Origin of the sequence: Nocardia sp. MH4, from assembly GCF_019266065.1 — a bacterium.
Classification (GTDB): Bacteria; Actinomycetota; Actinomycetes; order Mycobacteriales; family Mycobacteriaceae; genus Nocardia; species Nocardia canadensis.
In genome coordinates this window covers 16,963-37,539 of the sequence record NZ_LPNR01000089.1, presented here as the reverse complement: position 1 = coordinate 37,539, position 20,577 = coordinate 16,963, and the positions used below count along the sequence as shown (strand labels likewise).

General features: G+C 70.2%; 17 protein-coding genes. 5 read left to right on the top strand and 12 right to left on the bottom strand.

All coding sequences use genetic code 11. The features are described 5' to 3' along the window. Positions 1-25: 25 nt before the first annotated feature. From ATM97_RS11050 to ATM97_RS11030, 5 genes are all read right to left on the bottom strand, one after another. Positions 26-1,069: an NAD-dependent epimerase/dehydratase family protein gene (locus ATM97_RS11050; RefSeq protein ID WP_218717884.1), complete on the bottom strand. Its 1,044-nt coding sequence runs from the start codon at positions 1,067-1,069 to the stop codon at positions 26-28. Further along, on the bottom strand, positions 1,066-2,727 hold the full coding sequence (locus tag ATM97_RS11045) for a fatty acid CoA ligase family protein (RefSeq protein ID WP_218717883.1): 1,662 nt from the start codon (positions 2,725-2,727) through the stop codon (positions 1,066-1,068). Before ATM97_RS11045 ends, ATM97_RS11050 begins: the two co-directional genes overlap by 4 nt. Beyond that, complete coding sequence (locus ATM97_RS11040) at positions 2,724-3,629, bottom strand: hypothetical protein (RefSeq protein ID WP_218717882.1); 906 nt, start codon at positions 3,627-3,629, stop codon at positions 2,724-2,726. Before ATM97_RS11040 ends, ATM97_RS11045 begins: the two co-directional genes overlap by 4 nt. A gap of 8 nt (positions 3,630-3,637) precedes the next feature. Continuing rightward, positions 3,638-4,687: a 3-oxoacyl-[acyl-carrier-protein] synthase III C-terminal domain-containing protein gene (locus ATM97_RS11035; protein WP_218717881.1), complete on the bottom strand. Its 1,050-nt coding sequence runs from the start codon at positions 4,685-4,687 to the stop codon at positions 3,638-3,640. A gap of 571 nt (positions 4,688-5,258) precedes the next feature. Further along, positions 5,259-6,269, bottom strand: a complete 1,011-nt coding sequence (locus ATM97_RS11030; protein ID WP_218717880.1) for an LLM class flavin-dependent oxidoreductase — start codon at positions 6,267-6,269, stop codon at positions 5,259-5,261. 144 nt (positions 6,270-6,413) lie between these two features. On the opposite strand from ATM97_RS11030, the gene ATM97_RS11025 reads away from it, so the two are divergent. From ATM97_RS11025 to ATM97_RS11015, 3 genes are all read left to right on the top strand, one after another. Beyond that, entirely contained in the window at positions 6,414-6,845 is a 432-nt protein-coding gene (locus ATM97_RS11025) for a DUF779 domain-containing protein (RefSeq protein WP_218717879.1), read from the top strand. Between the two features lie 49 nt (positions 6,846-6,894). Continuing rightward, complete coding sequence (locus ATM97_RS11020; RefSeq protein WP_218717878.1) at positions 6,895-7,599, top strand: hypothetical protein; 705 nt, start codon at positions 6,895-6,897, stop codon at positions 7,597-7,599. Positions 7,600-7,700: 101 nt separating this feature from the next. After that, positions 7,701-8,936 carry a cytochrome P450 gene (locus ATM97_RS11015; protein WP_218717911.1) on the top strand — a complete coding sequence of 412 codons (1,236 nt, stop codon included), beginning with the start codon at positions 7,701-7,703 and terminating at the stop codon, positions 8,934-8,936. A 42-nt stretch (positions 8,937-8,978) separates the two neighbouring features. Here the strand turns inward: ATM97_RS11015 and ATM97_RS11010 are convergent, their stop codons facing one another. From ATM97_RS11010 to ATM97_RS10995, 4 genes are all read right to left on the bottom strand, one after another. Next, positions 8,979-10,241, bottom strand: coding sequence for a cytochrome P450 (locus ATM97_RS11010; protein WP_374104848.1), 1,263 nt, complete (start codon positions 10,239-10,241; stop codon positions 8,979-8,981). A 47-nt stretch (positions 10,242-10,288) separates the two neighbouring features. Continuing rightward, the gene (locus ATM97_RS11005; protein WP_218717877.1) at positions 10,289-10,708 is read right to left on the bottom strand and encodes a roadblock/LC7 domain-containing protein; all 420 of its coding nucleotides are present in this window, start codon (positions 10,706-10,708) and stop codon (positions 10,289-10,291) included. Beyond that, entirely contained in the window at positions 10,705-12,111 is a 1,407-nt protein-coding gene (locus tag ATM97_RS11000; RefSeq protein WP_218717876.1) for an ATP-binding protein, read from the bottom strand. The genes ATM97_RS11005 and ATM97_RS11000 overlap by 4 nt, the downstream gene beginning before the upstream one ends. Before the next feature lie 236 nt (positions 12,112-12,347). Next, positions 12,348-14,072 carry a GMC oxidoreductase gene (locus tag ATM97_RS10995; protein WP_218717875.1) on the bottom strand — a complete coding sequence of 575 codons (1,725 nt, stop codon included), beginning with the start codon at positions 14,070-14,072 and terminating at the stop codon, positions 12,348-12,350. A 182-nt stretch (positions 14,073-14,254) separates the two neighbouring features. Between ATM97_RS10995 and ATM97_RS10990 the strand changes: the two genes are divergently transcribed. Continuing rightward, positions 14,255-14,956: a TetR/AcrR family transcriptional regulator gene (locus ATM97_RS10990; protein WP_218717874.1), complete on the top strand. Its 702-nt coding sequence runs from the start codon at positions 14,255-14,257 to the stop codon at positions 14,954-14,956. On the opposite strand, the gene ATM97_RS10985 is transcribed toward ATM97_RS10990, so the two are convergent. Then, complete coding sequence (locus ATM97_RS10985) at positions 14,932-15,558, bottom strand: TetR/AcrR family transcriptional regulator (protein ID WP_218717873.1); 627 nt, start codon at positions 15,556-15,558, stop codon at positions 14,932-14,934. The two genes, ATM97_RS10990 and ATM97_RS10985, sit on opposite strands and share 25 nt — an antisense overlap. 107 nt (positions 15,559-15,665) lie before the next feature. On the opposite strand from ATM97_RS10985, the gene ATM97_RS10980 reads away from it, so the two are divergent. Further along, the gene (locus ATM97_RS10980) at positions 15,666-17,588 is read left to right on the top strand and encodes an acyl-CoA dehydrogenase family protein (protein WP_218717872.1); all 1,923 of its coding nucleotides are present in this window, start codon (positions 15,666-15,668) and stop codon (positions 17,586-17,588) included. 124 nt (positions 17,589-17,712) lie between these two features. Here ATM97_RS10980 and ATM97_RS10975 read toward each other — a convergent pair whose 3' ends face one another. Next, positions 17,713-18,942 (bottom strand): sensor domain-containing diguanylate cyclase, encoded by a 1,230-nt coding sequence (locus tag ATM97_RS10975; RefSeq protein WP_218717871.1) that lies wholly within the window; start codon positions 18,940-18,942, stop codon positions 17,713-17,715. A 214-nt stretch (positions 18,943-19,156) separates the two neighbouring features. Then, entirely contained in the window at positions 19,157-20,569 is a 1,413-nt protein-coding gene (locus tag ATM97_RS10970) for an NAD(P)/FAD-dependent oxidoreductase (protein WP_218717870.1), read from the bottom strand. Positions 20,570-20,577: the final 8 nt, after the last annotated feature.

Here is a 20,577-nt window from a genome sequence, read left to right as displayed (position 1 = left end):
CTCCGGTGGGTCGGTCGTGCGGTGACTACCGCAGGTCCCTGGTGAGAGTCTCGATGCCGCCCGCGGCGTCGAGCCAGGTGAGGAATTCGGTCAGTCCGGTATCGCGATCGGTGACCGGCGCATAGCCGAGATCGCGGCGGGCGGCGCCGGTGTCGTAGGTGGCGCTGCGCGTCATCAGCGCGACGGCGTAGCGCGACAGCGGCGGCGACCAGCGCTGCGCCACGGCGGGAATCCGCCACACGGTCTCGACGGCGGCCACGACGGCGGTGAGAACACGGCGATTCGGTCTGCGCGACGGCGGTGCGTAGCCCAGCCGGGAGGCGACCGCGCCGAGGAACGCCCACACGTCGGTCTTCTCGGCGTCGGCGACGAAATACGCCTTGCCGCCGACGGATTGCGCCGTGAGCGCGAGCCGGCACGCGTGCACGATGTTGTCCACGTGACACAGCGAGGCTTCGATCGTGCGGCCGTAGGACAGATCGGGCAGCGACCCGGTCGCGGTCCGGCCGAGCAGCCGCACGATCGGCCCCGAACGATCGCCCGCGCCCCAGATCGCCCGTGGACGCAGGGCGACGGTGGTGAAGGTGTCGGTGTTCGCGGCGAGCACGGTCCGCTCGGCGGCGGCCTTGGTCTCGGAGTAGAAGTTCAGGTAGCGGTGTGGATAGGGCAGTGATTCGTCGACGTCGACCTGATCGCCGCCGTCCCGGTCCATGAGCGCGCTCGGACTCGACACGAAGACGAATCGGGACGCGCCGCTGTCGCGGGCCGCGTCGAGCAGTGTCTCGGTGGCGGCCACGTTCTCCGCCCAGAAGCGGGCCCTGGTGCCGCGTTCGTCGACTCTGGCCGCGCTGTGCACCACGACGTCCATGCCTGAGGTGGCGGCCGCCAGCGACGCCGGATCGGCGAGGTCGCCGTAGACGACGGCGACCCGGTCCCGCGCGGACCCGAGGTCGTCGAGCACGCTGGTGGGCCGCACCAGGATCGACACGTCGTGGACGCCGTCGGCGACCAGCGCGCGCACGAGCGCGCCGCCGAGGAACCCGGACGCGCCGGTGACCAGAACCTTCATCGTCGTGCCTCCAGTTTCTTCGCCGCCCACCGCGCGAGTTCCTCGCGGCCGATCTTCGCGTTGTGCCGGATGTCGACCGGGAAGCGGGGATGGACGAGGAATTCGGTGACCGGCGCGGTGACCTCGAATTCGACGGCGCGGGTGCGCAATCGGGTCAGCGTCGCCGCCGGATCGGCGCCCGGTTCGAGCTCCACGCACAGCACCGGCCGCTGAACCCCCCGCGTGCCGAGGCCGACGAGCGCGGTCCGCGCGACGCCGGGCACCACGTTGAAGACCTGCTCGACCTGCACGGTGAACATCGGTCCCCGCGCGGTCTCGACGCGCTGACTCTTGCGTCCGCAGAACCAGATCCGGCCCTGCTCGTCGATCCAGCCCAGGTCGCCGGTGCGATGCCAGGTGCGATCACCGTCGGCGATCTTGCCCGCCGCGTTGGCCGCCGCGGGCCAGTAGTAGCGGGTGCTGACATTCGGGCCGGTCACGACGATCTCGCCCACCGCGCGCGCCCCCGCGGGCGACGCCGCCGCGTCCCAGTTCGGCACCGGGTCGTCGGTGATCGCAAGCAGCCGCACCTCGACCCGATCGGCCGCGCGGCCGATACAGGTGCCGTCGCCCTGGTGGGCGCGCTCGACCAGACCATCGAGCAGTTCCCTGGATTCGATGGTCGACATCGGCAGCGCCTCGGTCGAGCCGTAGCCCGCGTAGATCTCGGCGTCGGGGCTCAGCACCTCACGCAGCCCCGCGACGCACCAGTCCGGGACCGGCGCACCGCCGGAGAACACGCTCGACAGGGTGCTCAGTTCGGCCGGATGCGCGCGCAGATGTTCGAGCAGCGGAATGAGCAGGGCGGGGGAGGCGAACATGGTTCGGACGTCGAAACGTTCGATCGCGTCCACCACGTGCGCCGGATCGGTCGACCCGACCTTGCTCGGGATCAGCGGCGGCAGCACGCAGCGCGCGCCGAGCAGCAGATCGAGCACACCGACCAGCGGCAGGGTGATCAGCGAGGTCTCCGGCGGGGTGTGCCCGCGGGCGGCGTGCACCTGCTCGACCATCGCGGCCAGATTGCCGTGCGTCAGCTCCACCGCCTTGGCCGGACCCGTACTGCCGGTGGTGAATCCGATGATCAGCACGTCCTCGGGTGCGGCGGGCACCCGCTCGGGCAACGTGCCCGAGGGCCTGCGGCCCCAGGCCCGCAACGTCGGGCCGCCCCAGAACCAGCGGCGTCCCACCGTCAGCGTGGTGCGCACGCGACGGAAGCTGCGTGGGAACAGCACCCGCAGGGCATGCGCGGGCGGAATGCCGATGAACGCCTCGGCCTCGACCGCGCGCAGGCAGTGCACCATCCGGCGCACGCCCATACCCGGATCGATCACCACCGGCACCGCGCCGATCTTCAACAGCGCGAACAGGATCGCGTACAGCTCCGCGCTGGGCAGCACCAGCACGATGGTCCTGGTCCCACTGCCGACGCCGGACCGCAGGAGCTGCTCGGCGATCGCGTCCGACCACTGGTCCAGCTCCTGGTAGGTGATCCGCCGGTAGTCGGGCAGACCCGCGGCGGTCTGCCCGTCGGGGTAGATCACCGCGGCCCGGTCCGGTTCCGCCTGCGCGAAGCGCCGGAAGTCGTCGATGGTCCGCCAGTAGGTCGCCGTCCTCACGCGGTGGTCTCCGCGGGTAGTCGGTACACGGTGGCGGCCGCGGCCGGACCGGCGCCCGCCGCGACGAACAGCACGTGGGTGCGGCCGGTCAGCGAGCGCTCGGCGACCGCGCGGTCGTAGGCCAGCGGCAGCGCGGCGGTGTGCGGGTCGCCGTCGGTCAGGTCGGGGGTGCGCACCGCGTCCTGGTCGATGCCGAGCGCGTCGGCGAGCCGCTTCGGGAAGTGCGGAGTCGGCGTCGAGGCGATCAAGACCAGCCCGGCCGGGTCGATCTCGGCCGTGGCGAGGGCGGCGCGGGCCGCTTGGTCCGCGACGGCCAGGATCCGGTCCTCGAAATCGGGGTCGCGTTCCACGGTCATCAGGCTGCGGCCGGTCGTGCCCATGGTCGCGGTGTCGACGTAGGCGACCTCGGCGGGACTGCCTGTCGAGCGCGCGGAGTGCACGGGCCCGAACCCCTCCGGCCCCTCGACCTGTTCGAGCAGCAGCGCGGCGCCGGCGGTCGCGTAGGGGAACGCGGCGTCGGCGGTGCCGCGGGTGAGCGACGGATGGGTGTCGCCCGCGACGATCAGCACGTGCTCGGTGCTGCCGGTCGCCAGCACCGACCCGGCGACCCGGACGGCGTCGAGCACGCCGACGGCGCCGTTCATCAGGTCGAAGGAGAAGGTCCGCGGATCGTCTCTGGTGTAGTCGAGGCCGATGCCCGCCGCCTTCTGGATCAGCGCGGAGACCGCGGGTTCCACCGTGTTGGAGTCACGGAAGATGCCGGTGTTGATCAGCACGCCCACCTGGTCGGGCCGGATCTCGGCGCGCTGCAGGCATTGCCGCGCGGCGCGCCCGCTGTGCTCGACGATGCTGTGTGTGTCGGCGGCCTTGCTGGCGCCGGTGGCTCGGATACGCACGCCCATGACGAACCTCAGACCTTCAGCGAAGAGATGGTGGTGGACAGGAAGCCGGCGACGACGCCGGAGGCGGCCGGAACCATGAGGAGTTTCGACCCGGCCTCGATGCTCTGCTCGGACAGCTGGTCGTGCAGCACGATGAAATGCGAGGTGGTCGAGGTGTTTCCGTACTTCTCGATCACGTTCAGATCCGGCGGCATCGGGGTGCCGAACTCGCGGGCGGCGACACCGTTGATGTACGGCACGGCGGCCGCGCCGAACTGGTGATGGATGATGTAGTCGAACTTCTCGTCGGCGAAGGTGCGTCCGCGCTGCTCGAGGTAGGTGCCCTGCGCGTCCGGCCACAGCATGAACCGGGCCTCGTTGTGCATCTTGCGGTTGTCGGTGTAGAGCGCGACGCCGGCCGACTTGTCGCTGGGCATGCCCAGGCACAGGTGGGAATGCTCGGACGCGGTGAACAATTCGACGTAGTGGATCATGTCGGCCTCGTCGACGGCCTGGTCGAGCACGACCGCGCACCCCGAGTCGCCCACCGACAGCGACGCGAACTGCAGGTCGTACTTCTCGGAGATCTCGTTCACGGCGGTGTCGGCGATCGGGGTGATCGACTCACCGCTGACGACCATGCCGTTGCGCACCACGCCGGCCCGGATCATCCGGTCGAGAATGTAGGTGCCGGTGAGCATTCCGGCGCAAGCGTTGGACACGTCGAAGGTGATCGCGGAGTCGGCGCCCAGCGCTTGCGCGATCGTCGAGGCGAACGAGGGCTCCATGTACATCCGGGTGCCCTGGTTGCTGCGGGTGATCGAACAGGAGATGATCACGTCCAATTCGCCCGGGGCGTAGCGGGACCTGGTCAGACAGTCCTGCGCGGCGTTCATCGCCAGTGCGAACGAGTCCTGTATGCGGTCGGGCGCGGTGTCGCGCACCCGGCGTTCCTTGATCCCGGTGATCCGCTCCAGGTCGAACGAGGGCGGAACTTTCAAACGGGAAATCAATTCCGCGGTGGACACGATATTCGACGGAAGATATGCGCCGATCGACTCGAAACGTGAATGCAACACGTGAACTCCTCCAACGTCTGTAAGTGCGCCTGGGATCATTTCCGACCGTCGGTGGGACGGAACCCTACCTGAGTTATTGCGTTCGCCCGGAAACGATCTGAGGGCCCGGTATTCGAGGAACAACCATCGACGAGCCTACGTGTGACCGGAAGTGCTGGATATGTGGCTATCGCCGGAAAAGCGAGGCTGTGCAGGGGTGATGCATTCATTTACGGCGTACGGGCAGTGGGTGGCTATCGCTGCTTCGCGATCTCTCGGCCAAGGCGGATGCCGGATTGCCGAGGCTTCGGAGTGAGGGACCTCACGAAGGAACTCCGGATGGAATGTATCGCCGGGGCCACACCTTTTGTCGCCGGGGCACAATGGTCGCCGTGAAGTTTGTCGCGAAAGGAAAAGGTCCCGCGCGAACGACATCGCGGCCCCGGGGCGCCGTCGAAGGTGGAACCTCGACGACGGTCGGCGCTGTCACACGCCCCGGCTCGGGCTCTGGCGCCACACCTGCGAACAGACACCGCGAAGACCGTCGAGGAGATCCTGGCCAGGGCCCGGACCGAGGCCGCGGTGGGCTGAGTCAGTGGGCCGGGGAGCGCAATCCGGCCAGGCGCGCCAGGCGTCGATGCGAATCCAGCCGTGCCGCGCGATCGAAAGTACTGGTGTGTACGAGGATTTCATCGGCGCCCGACTGGGTAATCAAGTGCCCCAATGCGTCCGCGACCTCCGTCTCGGCACCGTGGATCTGGTCCTCGAGCGCCCGCTCGAACAGGTCGCGCTGCCGGGCGGTCATCGTCGTGGCATCGACCTCCTCGGGAGAGACGAGGGCGGGGAATTCCCCGCGGGTGCGCGAATACGCGCTCGACCACGCCTCCGGGAGCAGGAGTCGGTGTGCCTGCGCCGCCGAGTCGGCGATCATGACCGTTGCCGAGACGATCACATACGGCTGCTCGGCCCACGCCGACGGCCGGAACTCGGCCCGGTAGCGATCGATCGCCCGCACCATGGCCGCCCTGCCCCCGACCTGCGCGATGACCAGCGGCAGCCCGAACCGGGCCGCGCGCTCGGCGCCCGAACTCGTCGCCAGCAGGAAGGTCGGCAGGTGGGTGCCCTCCGCCGCCACGGCGTGCACGCCGGCACGGCCCGCGCCGAAGTAGTCGAGCAGTTCGACCAGGTCGGCATCGAAATCCTCGGCATCGGCGCGGTCGTGGGCCAATGCCCGGCGGACGCCGTCGGTGAATCCCACCGACCGGCCCAGACCCATGTCCACCCGCCCGGGGAACAGGGACTGCAGCACACCGAACTGCTCGGCGACGACCAACGGCTGGTGGTTGGGCAGCATGACCCCGCCGGTCCCGACCCGGATCCGGTCGGTCGCCGCCGCGACCGCCGCGGCCAGCACGGTCGGGGCGGTACCCGCGACACCGGGCACGCTGTGATGTTCGGCGACCCAGAACCGGTGGAATCCCCACTGCTCGGCGAGCTGGGCGAACTCGACGGTCTCGCGCAGCGCGTCGGCGTGGGACTGCCCGCGCCGGACGCGGGAACGATCCAGGATCGAGAGGCGAGTCGACTCGAGTGTCGGGGTCATATCGATGTCAACGCCGCGTGTCGCGAGGGATTCCACCGGCGGGTCGCGGCTTCGCAAGATTCGATCGGCACCAACCCTGGACCAACCTTGCCCACCCATAGTGTCTGGCGACCCCGACAACCGAGATTCTCCGAGGAGCGCACCATGCCTTACCAAGCCGGGTCCGGACGCCGTGAACGGCATCCGCGCGTACGTGCCGCGAGCCACCGTCACCGCGCGATCGAGACGACCGAGGACGCCCGCCACGTGCTGCAACTGCTGACCGCCATGCACGGACCGGTCGTCCTCTACCTCCCCGCCGACGCCGACGGCTACACCCCGATCTGTGTGCGCCGCACCGACTTCCACGCCGGCGCCGGCGACGTCCTCGCCGGGCAGACGGCCTGGCACACCGAATTCTGGCTGGCCGAGCGCTTCCACGTCGGCCTCGAGGATCTCGACGTCGGCATCGACGTCCGCAGCGCGCCCGGCGGCGACCGCCGGACCGCCTCGCTGGAATCCTCGTGCGGTTTCCGCTTCACCCTGCGCATCGAGAGCGCCCAGGACGTCACCGGCCTCGTCGAGGAGGCCTCCTAGCCGTCGACGACCACGGGGGGTTGTCGGTGGGTGTGGATACCCTGCCGGGATGGTCGGACTGGACTCGGCGTTGCGCCGGTTGACGCGGGATGTGGGAAAGCTGCTGCAGCCGTACGGTTTCCATGGATCGGATGCCAGATGGGTGCGGGTGGCGGCGGGTGGGGTGGCGTCGGTCGGCCGCGGCCGGGTCCAGCGGAGCTGGACGGACGGACAGCAGGAGGTCCGCTTCGGGCTGGAGGTGAGTGCCACACCGACCGCGTGGTGGGAGTTCGGCAACTGGTGCCATGAGCGGGCGGGTCGCGCGCACACGATGCTGGCGGACGCGACCGGGCCGGGCCTCGTCGACGCGCGGAGCATACCGGCCGAATTCACCGAACCGTGGTCGCTGCGTGTCGATCCCGCGGTCGACGGACAGCAGGTGCGCCCGTCCGATATCGAGGCGTTGCGCGCCGACCTGCCCCGGCGGGTGCACGTGTACGCGCGCCGGGCGCTGCGGTTGCTCGAGCCGGACCGCTATCTGGACGAGTTGCTGGCCGATCCCGAGCCCGGGTGGCGCACCTGGGAGGCGATCGTCGTGCTGCTGGCCGAGCACGGCCCCGACGACCGCCTCGACGCGGCGCTGGACCGGCTGCGGGCCTGTCTGCCCGCAGCGGAGGACGCCGGAGGGTCCGCGAATGTCTTTGCCTACGTGCGCGACCGGTCGGCGGTCGCCTCGATGCCGCTGTCCCCGAGTCCCTGCGACCTGACACGCTGACCGGTAGCATCGCTAACCGAATCGGAAGATTCAGTCCAGCAGTATGTTTCGATGCGATCGCCTGCATTGGGGTCCGGGAAACACCGGTGATCGAGAGGTTCATGGTGGAATCGGTGACGAGTCGGTTGGTAATCGATACAACGGGAGAGGACATCCAGGGCGAGATCGCGCGCATCCGGGAGCAGGGTCGGGCCACGCTGGTCGAGCTGCCCGGCGGGGTGCAGGCGTGGTCGGTCACCGATGTCGCGCTGCTGGAGAAGCTGCTCACCGATGCACGGGTCTCCAAGGACGCCGGGCAGCACTGGCCGCCGTTCGTCGCCGGCGAGATCCCGGCCGACTGGCCTCTGTATCTGTGGGTGGCCGTGGCGAACATGTTCACCGCCTACGGCGCCGACCATCGCAGGCTGCGCCGCCTGGTGGCGCCCGCGTTCACCGCCCGCCGCACCGAGGCCATGCGGGAACAGGTCGAGCGGATCACCACCGATCTGCTCGACCAGCTGGCCGCGACCCCGCGCGGCGAGGTCGTCGATCTGCGGGAGCACTTCGCCTATCCGCTGCCGATCCAGGTGATCTCGGAGCTGATGGGCGTGCCCGAGGCGCTGAACCCGGGCCTGCGCACGTGCGTCGACGGCATCTTCGACACCACCCTCACCCCGGAACAGTCGCAGGCCAACTATCTCGAGATGTACCGGATTCTGGGTGAGCTGGTGGCCTTCCGGCGCGAGCACCCCGGCGACGACATGACCAGCGTGCTCATCTCCCAGCGCGACGAGGACGAGGGCGGCGCGCTCACCGAGGAAGAACTGATCGGCACCCTGCTGCTGGTCATCTCGGCCGGACACGAGACCACCGTCAACCTCCTCGACCAGGCGATCACCGCCCTGCTCACCCGGCCCGCGGTGCTCGCCGAGGTCCGGGCGGGCGCGATCACCTGGGCCGACGTCGTGGAGGAGACGCTGCGCTACGAGTCGCCGGTCGCGCACCTGCCGCTGCGGTTCGCGGTGTCCGACATCGACATCGACGGCGTCCACATCGGCCAGGGCGAGGCGATCCTGGCGAGCTACGCCGGCGCGGGCCGTGACCCGAAGCGGCACGGCGCGACCGCCGACGAGTTCGATCCGACCCGGCCCGACAAGTCCCACATGGCCTTCGGCTACGGCGTGCATCACTGCCTCGGCGCGCCGCTGGCTCGGCTCGAGGCACTGGTCTCGCTGCCCGCGCTGTTCGACCGCTTCCCGGCGATGAGCCTGGCAGCGCCGGTCGAGGAACTCGGCACCGTGCCCAGCTTCATCTCCAACGGGCACCGGCACCTGCCGGTGCGCGTGCACGGCGAGTAGCCCCGAGGGGTCCCTGCTCGGCCGGCCGAGCAGGGACCACGCTCATCGCGTCGGCGCCGCGAGCGGTGGCGTCCTCGGGAACCGCACCGGCAGTGCCGCCAGCGCGCGGTGGAAAGGCCCGGGCCGCCAGACCAATTCGGCCTCCGGTACCGCCAGTTCCAGCTCGGGCAGCGCGTCGAGCAGCTGATCGATCGCCTCCTGCGCGATCAGGTAGGCGGGGGACTTGGCCGGGCAGCCGTGCGGGCCCGTGCTCCACGCCAGATGCGCCCGGTTGTCCAGGAAGTCGCCGCTGCCGATCGAGGGATCGTTGTTGCAGGCGGCCATGCTGATCACCACCGGCTGATGGGCGGGCAGCCACACGTCGTCGACCAGGATCGGCTGGCGCGGGTAGGTGGTGCAGAAGTTGGCCATCGGCGGATCGGTGTAGAGCACTTCGTCGAGCGCGTCGCGGGTGGACAGGCTGCCGCCCAACAGGCTGCCCGCGAAGCGGTGATCGGTGAGCATCAGCCGGATCGTGTTGAGCACCAGGTTGAGCATCGGCTCGATGCCCGCGCCGTACATCGTCAGCAGCTGGTTCATCAGCTCTTCGTCGTTGAGCTGCTGCGGGTGCTGCACGAGCCGGGTGGTGATGTCGTCGCCCGGGGTGGCCTGCTTGAGCCGGACCAGGTCGTAGAGCGCGTCCTCGAGCATCTGCGCGCCGCGCACCGCGGTGTCACCGCCCTCGAACATCTGCGCCATGCCGGTGGCGACCCGCCCGCCGATCTCCTCGGGCACGCCGAGCATGGCGTTGATCGTCGCGAAGATCACCGGAAAGGCATACTGGCTCAGCAGATCCGCCGTGCCGTCGGAGCAGAAGCCGTTGATCACCGGCATCGCGATCTGCTCCACGGTGCGATGCAGCCGGTACAGGTCGACGCCGGCCAGACCGGCCACGGTCACCTGCCGATACCGGACGTGTTCGGCCCCGCTGGTGCGAATCGCGTTGGGGCGGTACCGCATCATCGGATACACCGGGCAGTCCACGGGGATGTCGCGCTGCCACATCCGCGGATCGGCCGGGAAATGGTCGGGATCGTTGAGGATCTGGACCGCCGTGCGATATCCGATCACGAGGGTGGCCGGGACTCCGGGCACCAGGTCGACCGGCACCAGCGACCCGTAGCGATGCCGCATGGCGCGATAGGCGCTCTGCGGGTCGGCGGCGAATTCCGGGGAGTACAACGGCACGCGATCCTGGCCGTCCCGCGAGTCCGGTGACACCGGGCAGCGGGTGGGATCGAGGTCGAGCGGAAGGTCGAGCGGCACGGCGTGTTCTCCTCTCGATGGCACGCGCAGGGGGGTCGGGTCGGCCGTCACGCGGGAGACCGATCGTTGCGCCGCGGTGCCGTCCCCAGCTCGCGCCCGACCCGTGCCGCCAGTTCGTTCATCCGGTGCGCGACCAGGGCGAGGTCGACGTCGCTGGTCGTCGCGACCCCGAGCAGGGTACCCGCGCCACCCGCGGTGATCAGCACCATGCCTTCCTCGTACTCGGTCATGTTCTGGCGCACGGGATTCCCGGCCGTGCCGCAGAACTCGCCGAGCGCCTTGCCCAGTGACCGCAGCCCCGACGCGGCGGCCGCGAATCGCTCGGCCTCGTCGCGGGTGATGCCGGCGGAATGGGCCAGGCGCAGTCCGTCATCGGACAGCAGCACCGCGAAGCGCACACCGTCGAGCTCGAGATCGTCGAGTAACCAGGCGAGCCGGTTGGTGCTGTCTGCGAGGGGAGTGCTCATCGGATGTCCTGCCCTTCCGTCGATTGCGCGGCCGCGGCGCGGCCGTGTCGGGAACCGCTGTGCCAGGCGGCGGCGAGTTCCGGCCTGCCCGGGGTGTCGGCGACGTTCGCGCGGTCGTCGGGTGGGGCGACGTCCCTGCGCCTGCGTTTGGGGAGCCCGCCGGTGGTCCGGCTGTCGGCGAGGTCGTCCGGCGCCGGCGCGGCGGGCAGTGCCGCCGTGGGCCGGTGCCTGCCGGTCGACTCGGCCTCGGCGGTGATCGCGACCTGCTCGCGCGCGACGGGTTCGGCCTCGATCGGGCGCGGCTCGGGCTCGGCGGCGACGAGCAGGGCCGCCGGGATGAAGACCATCGCCCGCGTGCCGCCGTAGATGTTCGGTCCGTCGACATAGGCCGCGAAGCCGTAGCGCCGCGCCAGCGCGGCGACGCCCGGGAACCCGACCCGGGGCGAGGGACCCAGCGAGTTGATGTCGACCACGCGCTCGCCGGAGAGCACCTGACGCGCCTCCTCCATCTGCTCCTGGCTCATCCGCACGCCCGCGTCGTCGATGATCAGCGTGACGCCGTGGTGGCCCTCCTGGAAGGTGATGTCGACGAACGACGAGGGCGGTGAGTAGCGCAGCGCGTTGTCGAGCAGTGTGGCCACGGTGTGGACGAGCGGTTCGACGGCCCGGCTGACGATCACCTGATCGCAGTGGCCGGCCCGGATCCGCAGGTAGTCGCGCACGCGGCTGGTCGCGCCGCCGATCACCTCGTCGACGGTCTGCTGCGGCCAGCGCCTGCCGGGCAGGCCGCCGGAGACGATGACGTAGGACTGCGCCTGCCGGATCATCTGCTGCACGGTGTGGTCGATCCGGCTCAGGATCGCGTAGACCTCGTCGTTGCGGTTCTCCCGCAACGCGTTGCTGACCACCTGGCCGACATCGGCGCCGAGGCTGACCACGGTGGTGCCGAACGCGCGGACCGCGCTGTTGGTCGCTGCCCTGGCGTCGGCCGCCACCTGTGCCCGCGCAGCCGCCTCCGCCGCCTCGACCCGCGCCGTGGCACGCTCCTCGGCGGCCAGTTCCACGGCCGTGGTGGTGTCCTGGCGGAGCTGGCGCAGGTCGGCGGCATGGGTGACCGCGATCCTGGCCAGCTTCTGCGCGAACGGGGAATCCTGGAGCAGCGCCGGGACTTCCGCGGTGACGACCGGATCGGTGTGCCGGCGGATCTCGTCGGTGATGCGCGGCAGGGTGAGCTCGGCCAGCCGCGTCATCGCCTCCTCGTGGGCGTAGAGCTCGCGTTCGGCCGCGTCCAGGCGGTGGCGGACACGGCGTTCGTTCCGCAGCGCCAGGACCGCGACCGTCACCGCTCCCAGGAGCACCAGAGTGGCAAGGCAGAACAAGAGCACCGCGATTGTCGGAGTCATCGGTTCCTTTGTCGTCACCGACCGAAGAGCCCATGTGGCCGGCATCCCGCCGGTCTCTCCGGCGAGCCGCGTCGCCGCTGCTCATTGTCCGAAGTGGTTGTACCGCTGCACCCTTCGAGACGAACAAGGGCGAACTCGGTTCCTGCCCGAGCTCGTTGCCCTGCGCTGTCCGGCGATCCCGGACACCCTAGCAGTGCCGTGTCGGACTATCGAAATGTGTTGCTGGGAGCTGCTATTCAGCGCGCCGGCCAGATCGGCAGGCGCAGCGCGGCAGCGGCAGTGGCGGGCACCACCGGACGAGCGGGCGCCACCGGGGCGATCCGCCGGTAGGGCACGCCCATCGGTGGGCGCGGGTCGGGCTCGCCGTTGTTGGGCCACAGCGACGCCGCGCGTTCGGCCTGCGCGGCGATCGTGAGCGAGGGATTGACACCGAGATTGGCCGAGATGGCCGACCCGTCGACGATGCTCAGCGTGGGATAACCGTGCACGCGGTGGAACGGATCGATGACACCGGTGTCCGCGTCCGTTCCGATCACACAGCCGCCGAGGAAATGCGCCGTGACCGGAACGCCGAACACGTCGGGCCAGGTGCTGCCCGCGGTCGCGCCGAGTTTGTCGGCGACCCGGCGGGTGGCCTCGTGGCCGGCCGGAATCCAGGACGGATTCGGTTCGCCGTAGCCCTGTTTGGAGGTGAAGCGGCGGCCGAACAGGCCGCGCCGGGTGTAGGTGGTGATCGAGTTGTCCAGGCTCTGCATCACCAGCAGGATCAGCGTGCGCTCACTCCATCGGCCGGTGCGCAGCAGCCGCGGGGTCAGCACCGGATGCCGCGCGGCGGTGAGCAGGACCCGGGCCCACCGTGGCGTGCGGTGACCGCCGTCGACGAGATAGGTCTGCAGCAGCCCCATCGCGTTGGAGCCCTTGCCGTAGCGCACCGGCTCGACGTGGGTGTCCGGGGTCGGATGGAACGAGGAGGTGATCGCCACGCCCGCGGTGAGATCGCGCTCCGGGTCGATGGTGGTCCGGCCCGCGCCGAGGATGGCCTCGGAGTTGGTGCGGGTCAGCACCCCGAGCCGGTCCGACAGACCGGGCAGCACAGCTTTGTCGCGCATGCGGAACAGCAGGTTCTGGGTACCCCAGGTGCCGGCCGCCAGGACCACCTGCCGAGCCGACACGGTGGTGCGGTTCTTGCGGATCCAGGCGCCGGTGCGGTGGGTGTCGACGCGCCAGCTGCCATCGGCCTGCGGCCGGATCGCTTCGACAGTGGTCAGCGGAAGTACCTGCGCGCCCGCCTGCTCCGCGAGCCCGAGATAGTTCTTGACCAGGGTGTTCTTCGCGCCGTGGCGGCAGCCGGTCATGCACTCGCCGCAGGCGACGCAGCCGGTGCGGGCGGGGCCGACCCCGCCGAAGTAGGGGTCGGCGACGGTGCGGCCCGGCTCGCCGAAATAGACGCCGACCGGCGTCGGCACGACGGTGTCGCCGACGCCCATCTCCTCGGCCACCTCCCGGATGACGGTGTCGGCGGGGGTGAGATGCGGATTGGTGACCACACCGAGCATCCGGCGGGCCTGGTCGTAGTGCGGGCTGAGTTCGGCGTCCCAGTCGGTGATGTCGGCCCACTGCCGGTCACCGAAGAACGCGGGTCCCGGCTTGTAGAGGGTGTTGGCGTAGTTGAGCGAACCGCCGCCGACTCCGGCGCCGGCCAGGATGAAACAGTCGCGCAGGCGGTGCACGCGCTGGATGCCGAAACAGCCGAGGCGCGGGGCCCACAGGTAGCGGCGCAGGTCCCAGTTCGTCGCGGCGAAGTCCGAGTCGGCGAACCGGCGGCCCGCCTCGACGATCCCGACCCGGTAGCCCTTCTCGACCAGTCGCAGCGCGGTGACGCTGCCGCCGAACCCGGAGCCGACGATCAGCACGTCGAAATCGAACCCGGCCTCGCTGCCGTCGGTGGTCTGTTCCAACACCGTCCAGACACTAGGGCGCGGGCTGTCGCGGGAGGGAAACGTCACAGGGAGTTGGACGAATTCACCATGGCGGCCCGGCCGATCTGTCACGTGGAACAGCCGGAGCGGCCGCCGTGCGGTGGACGGTTCTCCTATTCTGGGGAGCGCTTCAGGTCCCGGGCGTGAAATGTGGAGGTCAGTGAATGCCGCCCAAAGCAACCCGCCGGCGGAAGCAGCCGAGCCAGCCGCGCCGCCAGCCCTCCCAGGATCGCGCGAAAGAGACTCGGGATCACATTCTCGACACCGCCGCGGAATTGTTCGGCTCGCACGGTGTCGCGCAGACCTCGACCAATCGCATCGCGGCCGAAGCGGGGGTCAGCATCGGTACCCTGTACCGGTACTTCGCGGACCGCTCGGTCATCGTCGACGAGCTGCTCGATCGCCTGCTGGCCGATCTCGAACACGGCTTCACCGCCCGGGCTTTCGAGTTCTCGGACTCGGTAAGCGAGGCCTCGGCCGAGTACTGCACGCGCGTGGTCGGTGAGATCCTCGGGATCTTCAGCGACATCCTCGTCGCGAATTCCGCGCTGTTGCGGGCCCTGATCGGCGGCGTGCAGTTCTACAGCACCGGACTGCCGCAGTTCGAACAGCGGCTGCGGCTGATCGTCAAGGTCGTGCTGATCCAGGGGCTCGGTCCCGCCGACGACGGCTACCTCGACACGGTGGCCTTCGTCTTCATCAACACCGGGTTCGCCGCCGTCGTGCGCGCCGCCGCGGTCGAGGTCACCGCGGCGGAGCGGGCCGACGCCATCGCGATGACCGCCCGCATGATGGGCACCTGGCTGGCGGCCGAGGTCGCCGAGCGGGAACGGGCGGAGGCTCAGGCGGCGCGCATGGCCCGGTAGACGGCCGCGCCGACGAAGGCCCCGAGTTCGTCGGGCGCCCAGCCGGATCCGCTGGTGAACAGGGTCCGCACCGCGCCCTCGCCGGCCGAGACCCACAGCTCCACCAGGGCGGGCAGCTTGTGCTCGGCATCGACGGTGCCCCAGGCGTGCAGCGTCGGGCGCAGCAATTCGGTGCAGCGCGCGATCGCCAGGGTCCGGCCCCGGCCGAAGGACGCGGCGACCGCGGGATCGGGATTGCCGTACAGCAGTCGCCACGCGGCGGGCCTGCTCGCCACCTTGTGCAGCAGCGCGCGATAGCCCTCGACGAAGACCGTCTCGTCGGCGTCGGTCGCGCGCGGTGGCAGGACGTCGAGCACGCCGGAGACGAGGAAGGCCTCCTCGCGCTCGATCAGCGCGTCGATCAGCTGGACCCGATCCGGGAAGCAGGCGTAGACGACCGGCCTGGTCACGCCCATGTGCTCGGCGATCGCCCCCATGGTCACCGCGGCGATACCCTGCTCGGCCGCGATCGCCAGCGCGGCGTCGAGGACCTGGGGGCGCCGCCGCTCCGGACCCAGATGTGCCGCCCGTTCTCGCCGCCGCACGGCCGACTCGCTACCCATCGCACCACGATAGCAATCGCCGACAGCTTCCTACACATGTGTAGATAAATGCTACATTCATGAATGAAGCGTCCGACAACGCTAGACGCCCGCACGAGGAGCCGACGATGCCCCAGGTCCTGTTCAACCCGAAGAGCTGCGATTTCGCCCAGTTCGACCCGGAGACCCGCAGGCTGCTGCACGCGGTCGTCGACTGGTTCGAGGCCCGCGGCAAGGTCCGGCTGCTCCAGGACGACAAGGAACAGGTCTGGCCCGCGGACTTCGTGGACTTCGTCAAGCGCGAGCGCCTGTTCGCGACGTTCCTGACCCCGGCCGCCGAGGCCGACGGCGACCCGAACAAGCGCTGGGACACCGGCCGCAACGCCGTGCTCAGCCAGATCTTCGGCTTCTACGGCATGACCTACTGGTACGTCTGGCAGGTCACCATCCTGGGCCTCGGGCCGATCTGGCAGAGCGGCAACGCCGCGGCCAAGAAGAAGGCGGCCGCCCAGCTCGACTCCGGGGAGATCTTCGCCTTCGGGCTCTCGGAGAAGGAGCACGGCGCCGACGTGTACTCCACCGACATGATCGTCGACCCGCAGCCCGACGGGGGGTACTCGGCCACCGGCGCCAAGCACTACATCGGCAACGGCAACCTGGCTTCGATGGTCTCGGTGTTCGGCCGCCGTTCCGACAAGCCGATCATCGACAGCGCCGAGGCGCTGACCGCCAAGCCGACCGAAGCGGATTACGAGGGGTATCTGTTCTTCGTCGCCGACAGTCAGCACCCGGCCTACAAGCTGCGGCGCAACGTGGTCAACAGCCAGATCTACGTCGCGGCCTTCGAGCTGGACAACTACCCGGTCGCCGAGGCCGACATCCTGCATCGTGGTGAGGACGCCTTCCACGCGGCGATGAACACCGTCAACGTCGGCAAGTTCAACCTCGGCTTCGGCGCCATCGGCGCCTGTGAGCACTCCTTCTACGAGGCGATCGATCACGCCGAGAACCGGATCCTGTTCGGGCACAGGGTGACCGAGTTTCCGCAGGTGCGCTCGCTGATCGCCGACTCCTACGCGCGCATCGTCGCGATGAAGCTCTACAGCGAGCGTGCGATCGACTACATGCGCTCGGCCTCGCCGCAGGATCGTCGCTACCTGCTGTTCAACGCCATCGAGAAGATGTCGGTGACCCGGCAGGGGCAGCGCGTCATCGAGGATCTCGCCGACGTCATCGCCGCGCGCGGTTTCGAGAACGACATGTACTTCCCGGTCGCGATGACGGCCATGTTCGGCCTGCCGCGGCTCGAGGGCACCGTGCACGTGAACATGGCGCTGTCGCTGAAGTTCATGGCCAACTACATGTTCCACCCGGCCGACGCGGGACTGGCCGCGCTGCAATCGATTCCCGGCGCCGCGGTGGCTCCCGCCGGTGCCGCGCGGGCGGTGACCAACGCGCTGAGCTGGTCGAGCCGCAAGCTCGCGCCGCGACTCGGCGCGGTGGTGAAGCCGCTGCGCGCCGAATTCGCCAGTGCCGGCTACGCTCCGGTGCCGACCCGGCGCGACCCCGCCGACGACGAGTTCCTGTTCCGCCAGGGTCCGAGCAGTGGCCTCGGCCGGATCCGCTTCGCCGACTGGCGGCCGGTCTTCGAGGGCTTCCGCGACGTGCCGAACGTGGCGGTGTTCCTGGAGCAGGTGCGCGCGCTGCAGGGCCTGCTGGCCGCGGCGGGGCCGACGGCCGCGCAGCGCCAGGATGTCGACTTCCTGTTCGCCCTCGGCGAGTTGTTCACCGCGGTGCCCTACGCTCAGCTGATCCTGGAACAGGCGCGCATCGACGGCACCGACGCCTCGGTGCTCGACCAGATCTTCGACGGCTTCGTGCGCACCTTCTCCGCGAACGCGGTGACGCTGCACAACAAGCCCACCGCGACGCCCGCCCAGCAGCGCCGCGCGCTCGACCTGGTCCGTCGGCCCGTCGTCGACGACGTGCGCTTCGACCGGGTGCTCACCGAGGCCCGCTCGCTGGCCGGCGCCTACCGCATGAACCCCTAGCCGGGTGGCGTTTCCTGCGAACTCGAATTATGTTGCTGTGCAACATTATTGATAGTGTTCGTGGCGGTGGTGTGGCCGACGGATCCCGCAGACCCGTTGCGCCGCACCACCTCTGGGGGATCGATCAGGAACCGGTGCCGACCGGATCCCAGTGCCGCAGGATCCAGCGGTTCTTGCCGAGTGCCTTGGCCGCATAGAGGCAGTTGTCGGCGGCGGTCAGCAGGTCGCGGGGCTCGGCGCCGGCGATCCGCGCGAAGATCGCGCCGAGGCTGATGGTGATCTGGATCTCGTGCTCGGCGACCACGAAGGGTTCGTCGACGGCGGCGTGGAGCAGATCGACGGTGCGCTGGATGCGTGCCTCGTCGGCCGGGGGTGGCAGCACCGCGATGAACTCGTCGCCACCGATACGCGCGAGCACATCGGTCTCGGGATCGAGGCAGGCCTGCATGCGCGCGGCGACCTCGATGAGCAGGCTGTCGCCGACGGTGTGCCCGAAGGCGTCGTTGATCTCCTTGAAGCCGTCCATGTCCAGCGCGCACACCGCGGCGATGTCGTCCGGCGCAGCCTCGGTGATCAGGGTGTCGAGCTGGGCGAGCAGATGCCTGCGGTTGGCCAGGGCGGTGAGTGGGTCGTGGTGGGCCTGCCAGTGCAGGCGTTCGGTGGTGGTACGCCGCTCGGTGGTGTCCTCGCCGAAGCCGAGCAGGTAGCTGCCGCCGGAGGCGGAGACGCACCGGGTGACCGTCCAGTTCGCCCAGCCCTCGCTACCGTCGGGGCGCACGTATTCGCCTTCGATCCGGATGGTGCCGGTCTCGGAGCGTTCGAGTTCGCCGTGGACGCGCTCCCTGGCCTGGTGCACCTCCTCCTCGGCCAGATCGAAGCCCGAGGTGCCCTGGAGCTCGGCCAGGGTCTTGCCGGTCAGCCGCTCGAAGGCGGGATTGGCGTTGATGATGTTGCCGTAGGCGTCGCCGATGGAGATGGCGATGGACGCGTGCCGGAACGCCGCCTCCAGCCCCTCGGTAGCGGGCGTGGCCGCCTGCGCCAGTGCCCGCGCGAAGCCCTGCCCGAATCCACCCGCGAGGGTGCCGAACGCCGCCGTATCGGCGCCGGTCGCCTCGGTCATGGCCTGCAGGATCGGCATCGACCGGGCGATGGCCACCGGATCGGCGCAGCCGAGGTCGTGCACGGCGGCTCCGGCCCGCTCGGCGACGGCGGGATCGGGACGCCCGGTGGCGAGGGCGGCCAGCAGTCGATCGGTCCAGGCCGCGAGCTCGGCCACGAGCCGCTCCGGGGGCGCGGTGTCGTCGGCGGCGGCGAGTAGCTGCGCGGCCCAGCGCGCGGCGAATGCGCGGGACATGTCGGCTGACCACCTCCTGACCGAGTGGGATCGGCAACCAGCTATGGGCTGGCAACCGAACCTACCACCTGCGGAAACGGTCGACGCCAGGGTTGCCGAACTCCAGGTCGATCGTCCGACAAGGAAGGCTCCGCGGACTGGGCCGACCACTCGTCGGCGGTGGGGGCCTGCGCCGCCGCCGGCGTGCCCGGAGGCCGATCGGAGTGCCGCGCGGTCAGCGGAGGCGGCGCAGTGCCCGCTCGGCCGCGTTGGCGCCACACATGCCGTGCGCGCCCGGCCCCGGTGGGGTCGCCGCCGAGCACAGGTAGTGGCCGGGGAGACCGATGTCGTACGGCTGCAGTGTTTTTCGTGGGCCGAAGACCAGCTGGGAGATGTCCTTGGCGCCGGTCATGATGTTGCCGCCGACGTAGTTGGGGTTGTAGTCGGCGAACTCCGTGGTGGTGCGGGTGGTGGAGCCGACCACCCGGTCGCGGAAACCGGGGGCGAAGCGTTCGAGCTGGGCGATGATCGCCTCGGTGGCGTCGCCGGTGTAGCCGCGGGGGACGTGGGCGTAGGTCCACACCGGGTGGACCGAGCCCACCGACCGCTGCGGATCGGCGAGGTACTGCTGGCCGACCAGGACGAACGGGCGTTGCGGCATCCGGCCCGCGTGGATGTCGCGCTCGCCCGCCGCGATCTCGGCGAACGAGCCCCCGAGATGCACGGTGCCCGCCCGGCGGGCCGCCTCGACCGTCCACGGGACGCCGCCCTCGACGGCGAAGTCGACCTTGAAAGCGCCGGGGCCGTACCGGAATCGACGATAGGCGCGGGCGACCCGGACGGGCAGCCGGTCGCCGAGGATCTCGGCGACCGCGGTCGGCGCGACATCCCAGACGGTGATGTCGGAGGCGGGCAGGTCGGCGGCCGACCGCACCCGCACCCCGGTCTCGACCTTGCCGCCGTGATCGGCCAGGACGGCCACCATGCCGTCGGCGATCCGCTGTGAGCCGCCGACGGCCACCGCCCAGCCGTAGCGGTGTCCCGCGGTCAGAATGCCGAGCCCGATACTCGCGCTCAGCGGCCGTTCTAGCGGATGGAACGCGTGCGCGGCGACACCGCCGAACAGGGCCCGCCCGGGTTCGGTGCGGAAGGCCCGCGCCAGCACGGACGCGGGCGCCGTCGCGGGAATGCCGAAGCGCGCCAGCCGGAACGGATGCCGGGGGAGCCGCAGCAGCGGCCGCATGATGTCGGCGCCGGTCTCGTCGTAGCCGGCGACCGTCCGCTCGAACAGGGCGCGCCACAGCCGTTCGTCGGCGCCGAGACCGGCGGCGGTCTCGGTGACCGACCGGTGCAGGACCCCGGCGCTGCCGTCGTCGAGCGGATGTACGCAGTCGAGGTCGGCCCACGCCCAGCGCAGACCGTATCGCTCGAGATCGATCCGCCGCAGGAACGGCGACCCCACGGCCATCGGGTGGATGGCCGAGCAGTGGTCGTGCAGCAGACCGGGCACGATCGCCTCGCTCGAGCGGGTACCGCCACCGATCGTGTCCGCCGCCTCGAGCACCGTCACCGCCACCCCGGCCATGGCCAGGGTGATGGCCGCGGCCAACCCGTTGGGGCCGCTACCGACCACTGTCGCCGTCGTCATCGACTCGT

Coding starts and splice junctions, on each gene's coding strand:
- ATM97_RS11050 (WP_218717884.1), bottom strand. CDS start 1,069: ATGAAGGTTCTGGTCACCGGCGCGTCCGGGTTCCTCGGCGGCGCGCTC.
- ATM97_RS11040 (WP_218717882.1), bottom strand. CDS start 3,629: ATGGGCGTGCGTATCCGAGCCACCGGCGCCAGCAAGGCCGCCGACACA.
- ATM97_RS11030 (WP_218717880.1), bottom strand. CDS start 6,269: ATGACCCCGACACTCGAGTCGACTCGCCTCTCGATCCTGGATCGTTCC.
- ATM97_RS11025 (WP_218717879.1), top strand. CDS start 6,414: ATGCCTTACCAAGCCGGGTCCGGACGCCGTGAACGGCATCCGCGCGTA.
- ATM97_RS11020 (WP_218717878.1), top strand. CDS start 6,895: ATGGTCGGACTGGACTCGGCGTTGCGCCGGTTGACGCGGGATGTGGGA.
- ATM97_RS11015 (WP_218717911.1), top strand. CDS start 7,701: ATGGTGGAATCGGTGACGAGTCGGTTGGTAATCGATACAACGGGAGAG.
- ATM97_RS11005 (WP_218717877.1), bottom strand. CDS start 10,708: ATGAGCACTCCCCTCGCAGACAGCACCAACCGGCTCGCCTGGTTACTC.
- ATM97_RS11000 (WP_218717876.1), bottom strand. CDS start 12,111: ATGACTCCGACAATCGCGGTGCTCTTGTTCTGCCTTGCCACTCTGGTG.
- ATM97_RS10990 (WP_218717874.1), top strand. CDS start 14,255: ATGCCGCCCAAAGCAACCCGCCGGCGGAAGCAGCCGAGCCAGCCGCGC.
- ATM97_RS10985 (WP_218717873.1), bottom strand. CDS start 15,558: ATGGGTAGCGAGTCGGCCGTGCGGCGGCGAGAACGGGCGGCACATCTG.
- ATM97_RS10980 (WP_218717872.1), top strand. CDS start 15,666: ATGCCCCAGGTCCTGTTCAACCCGAAGAGCTGCGATTTCGCCCAGTTC.
- ATM97_RS10975 (WP_218717871.1), bottom strand. CDS start 18,942: ATGTCCCGCGCATTCGCCGCGCGCTGGGCCGCGCAGCTACTCGCCGCC.
- ATM97_RS10970 (WP_218717870.1), bottom strand. CDS start 20,569: ATGACGACGGCGACAGTGGTCGGTAGCGGCCCCAACGGGTTGGCCGCG.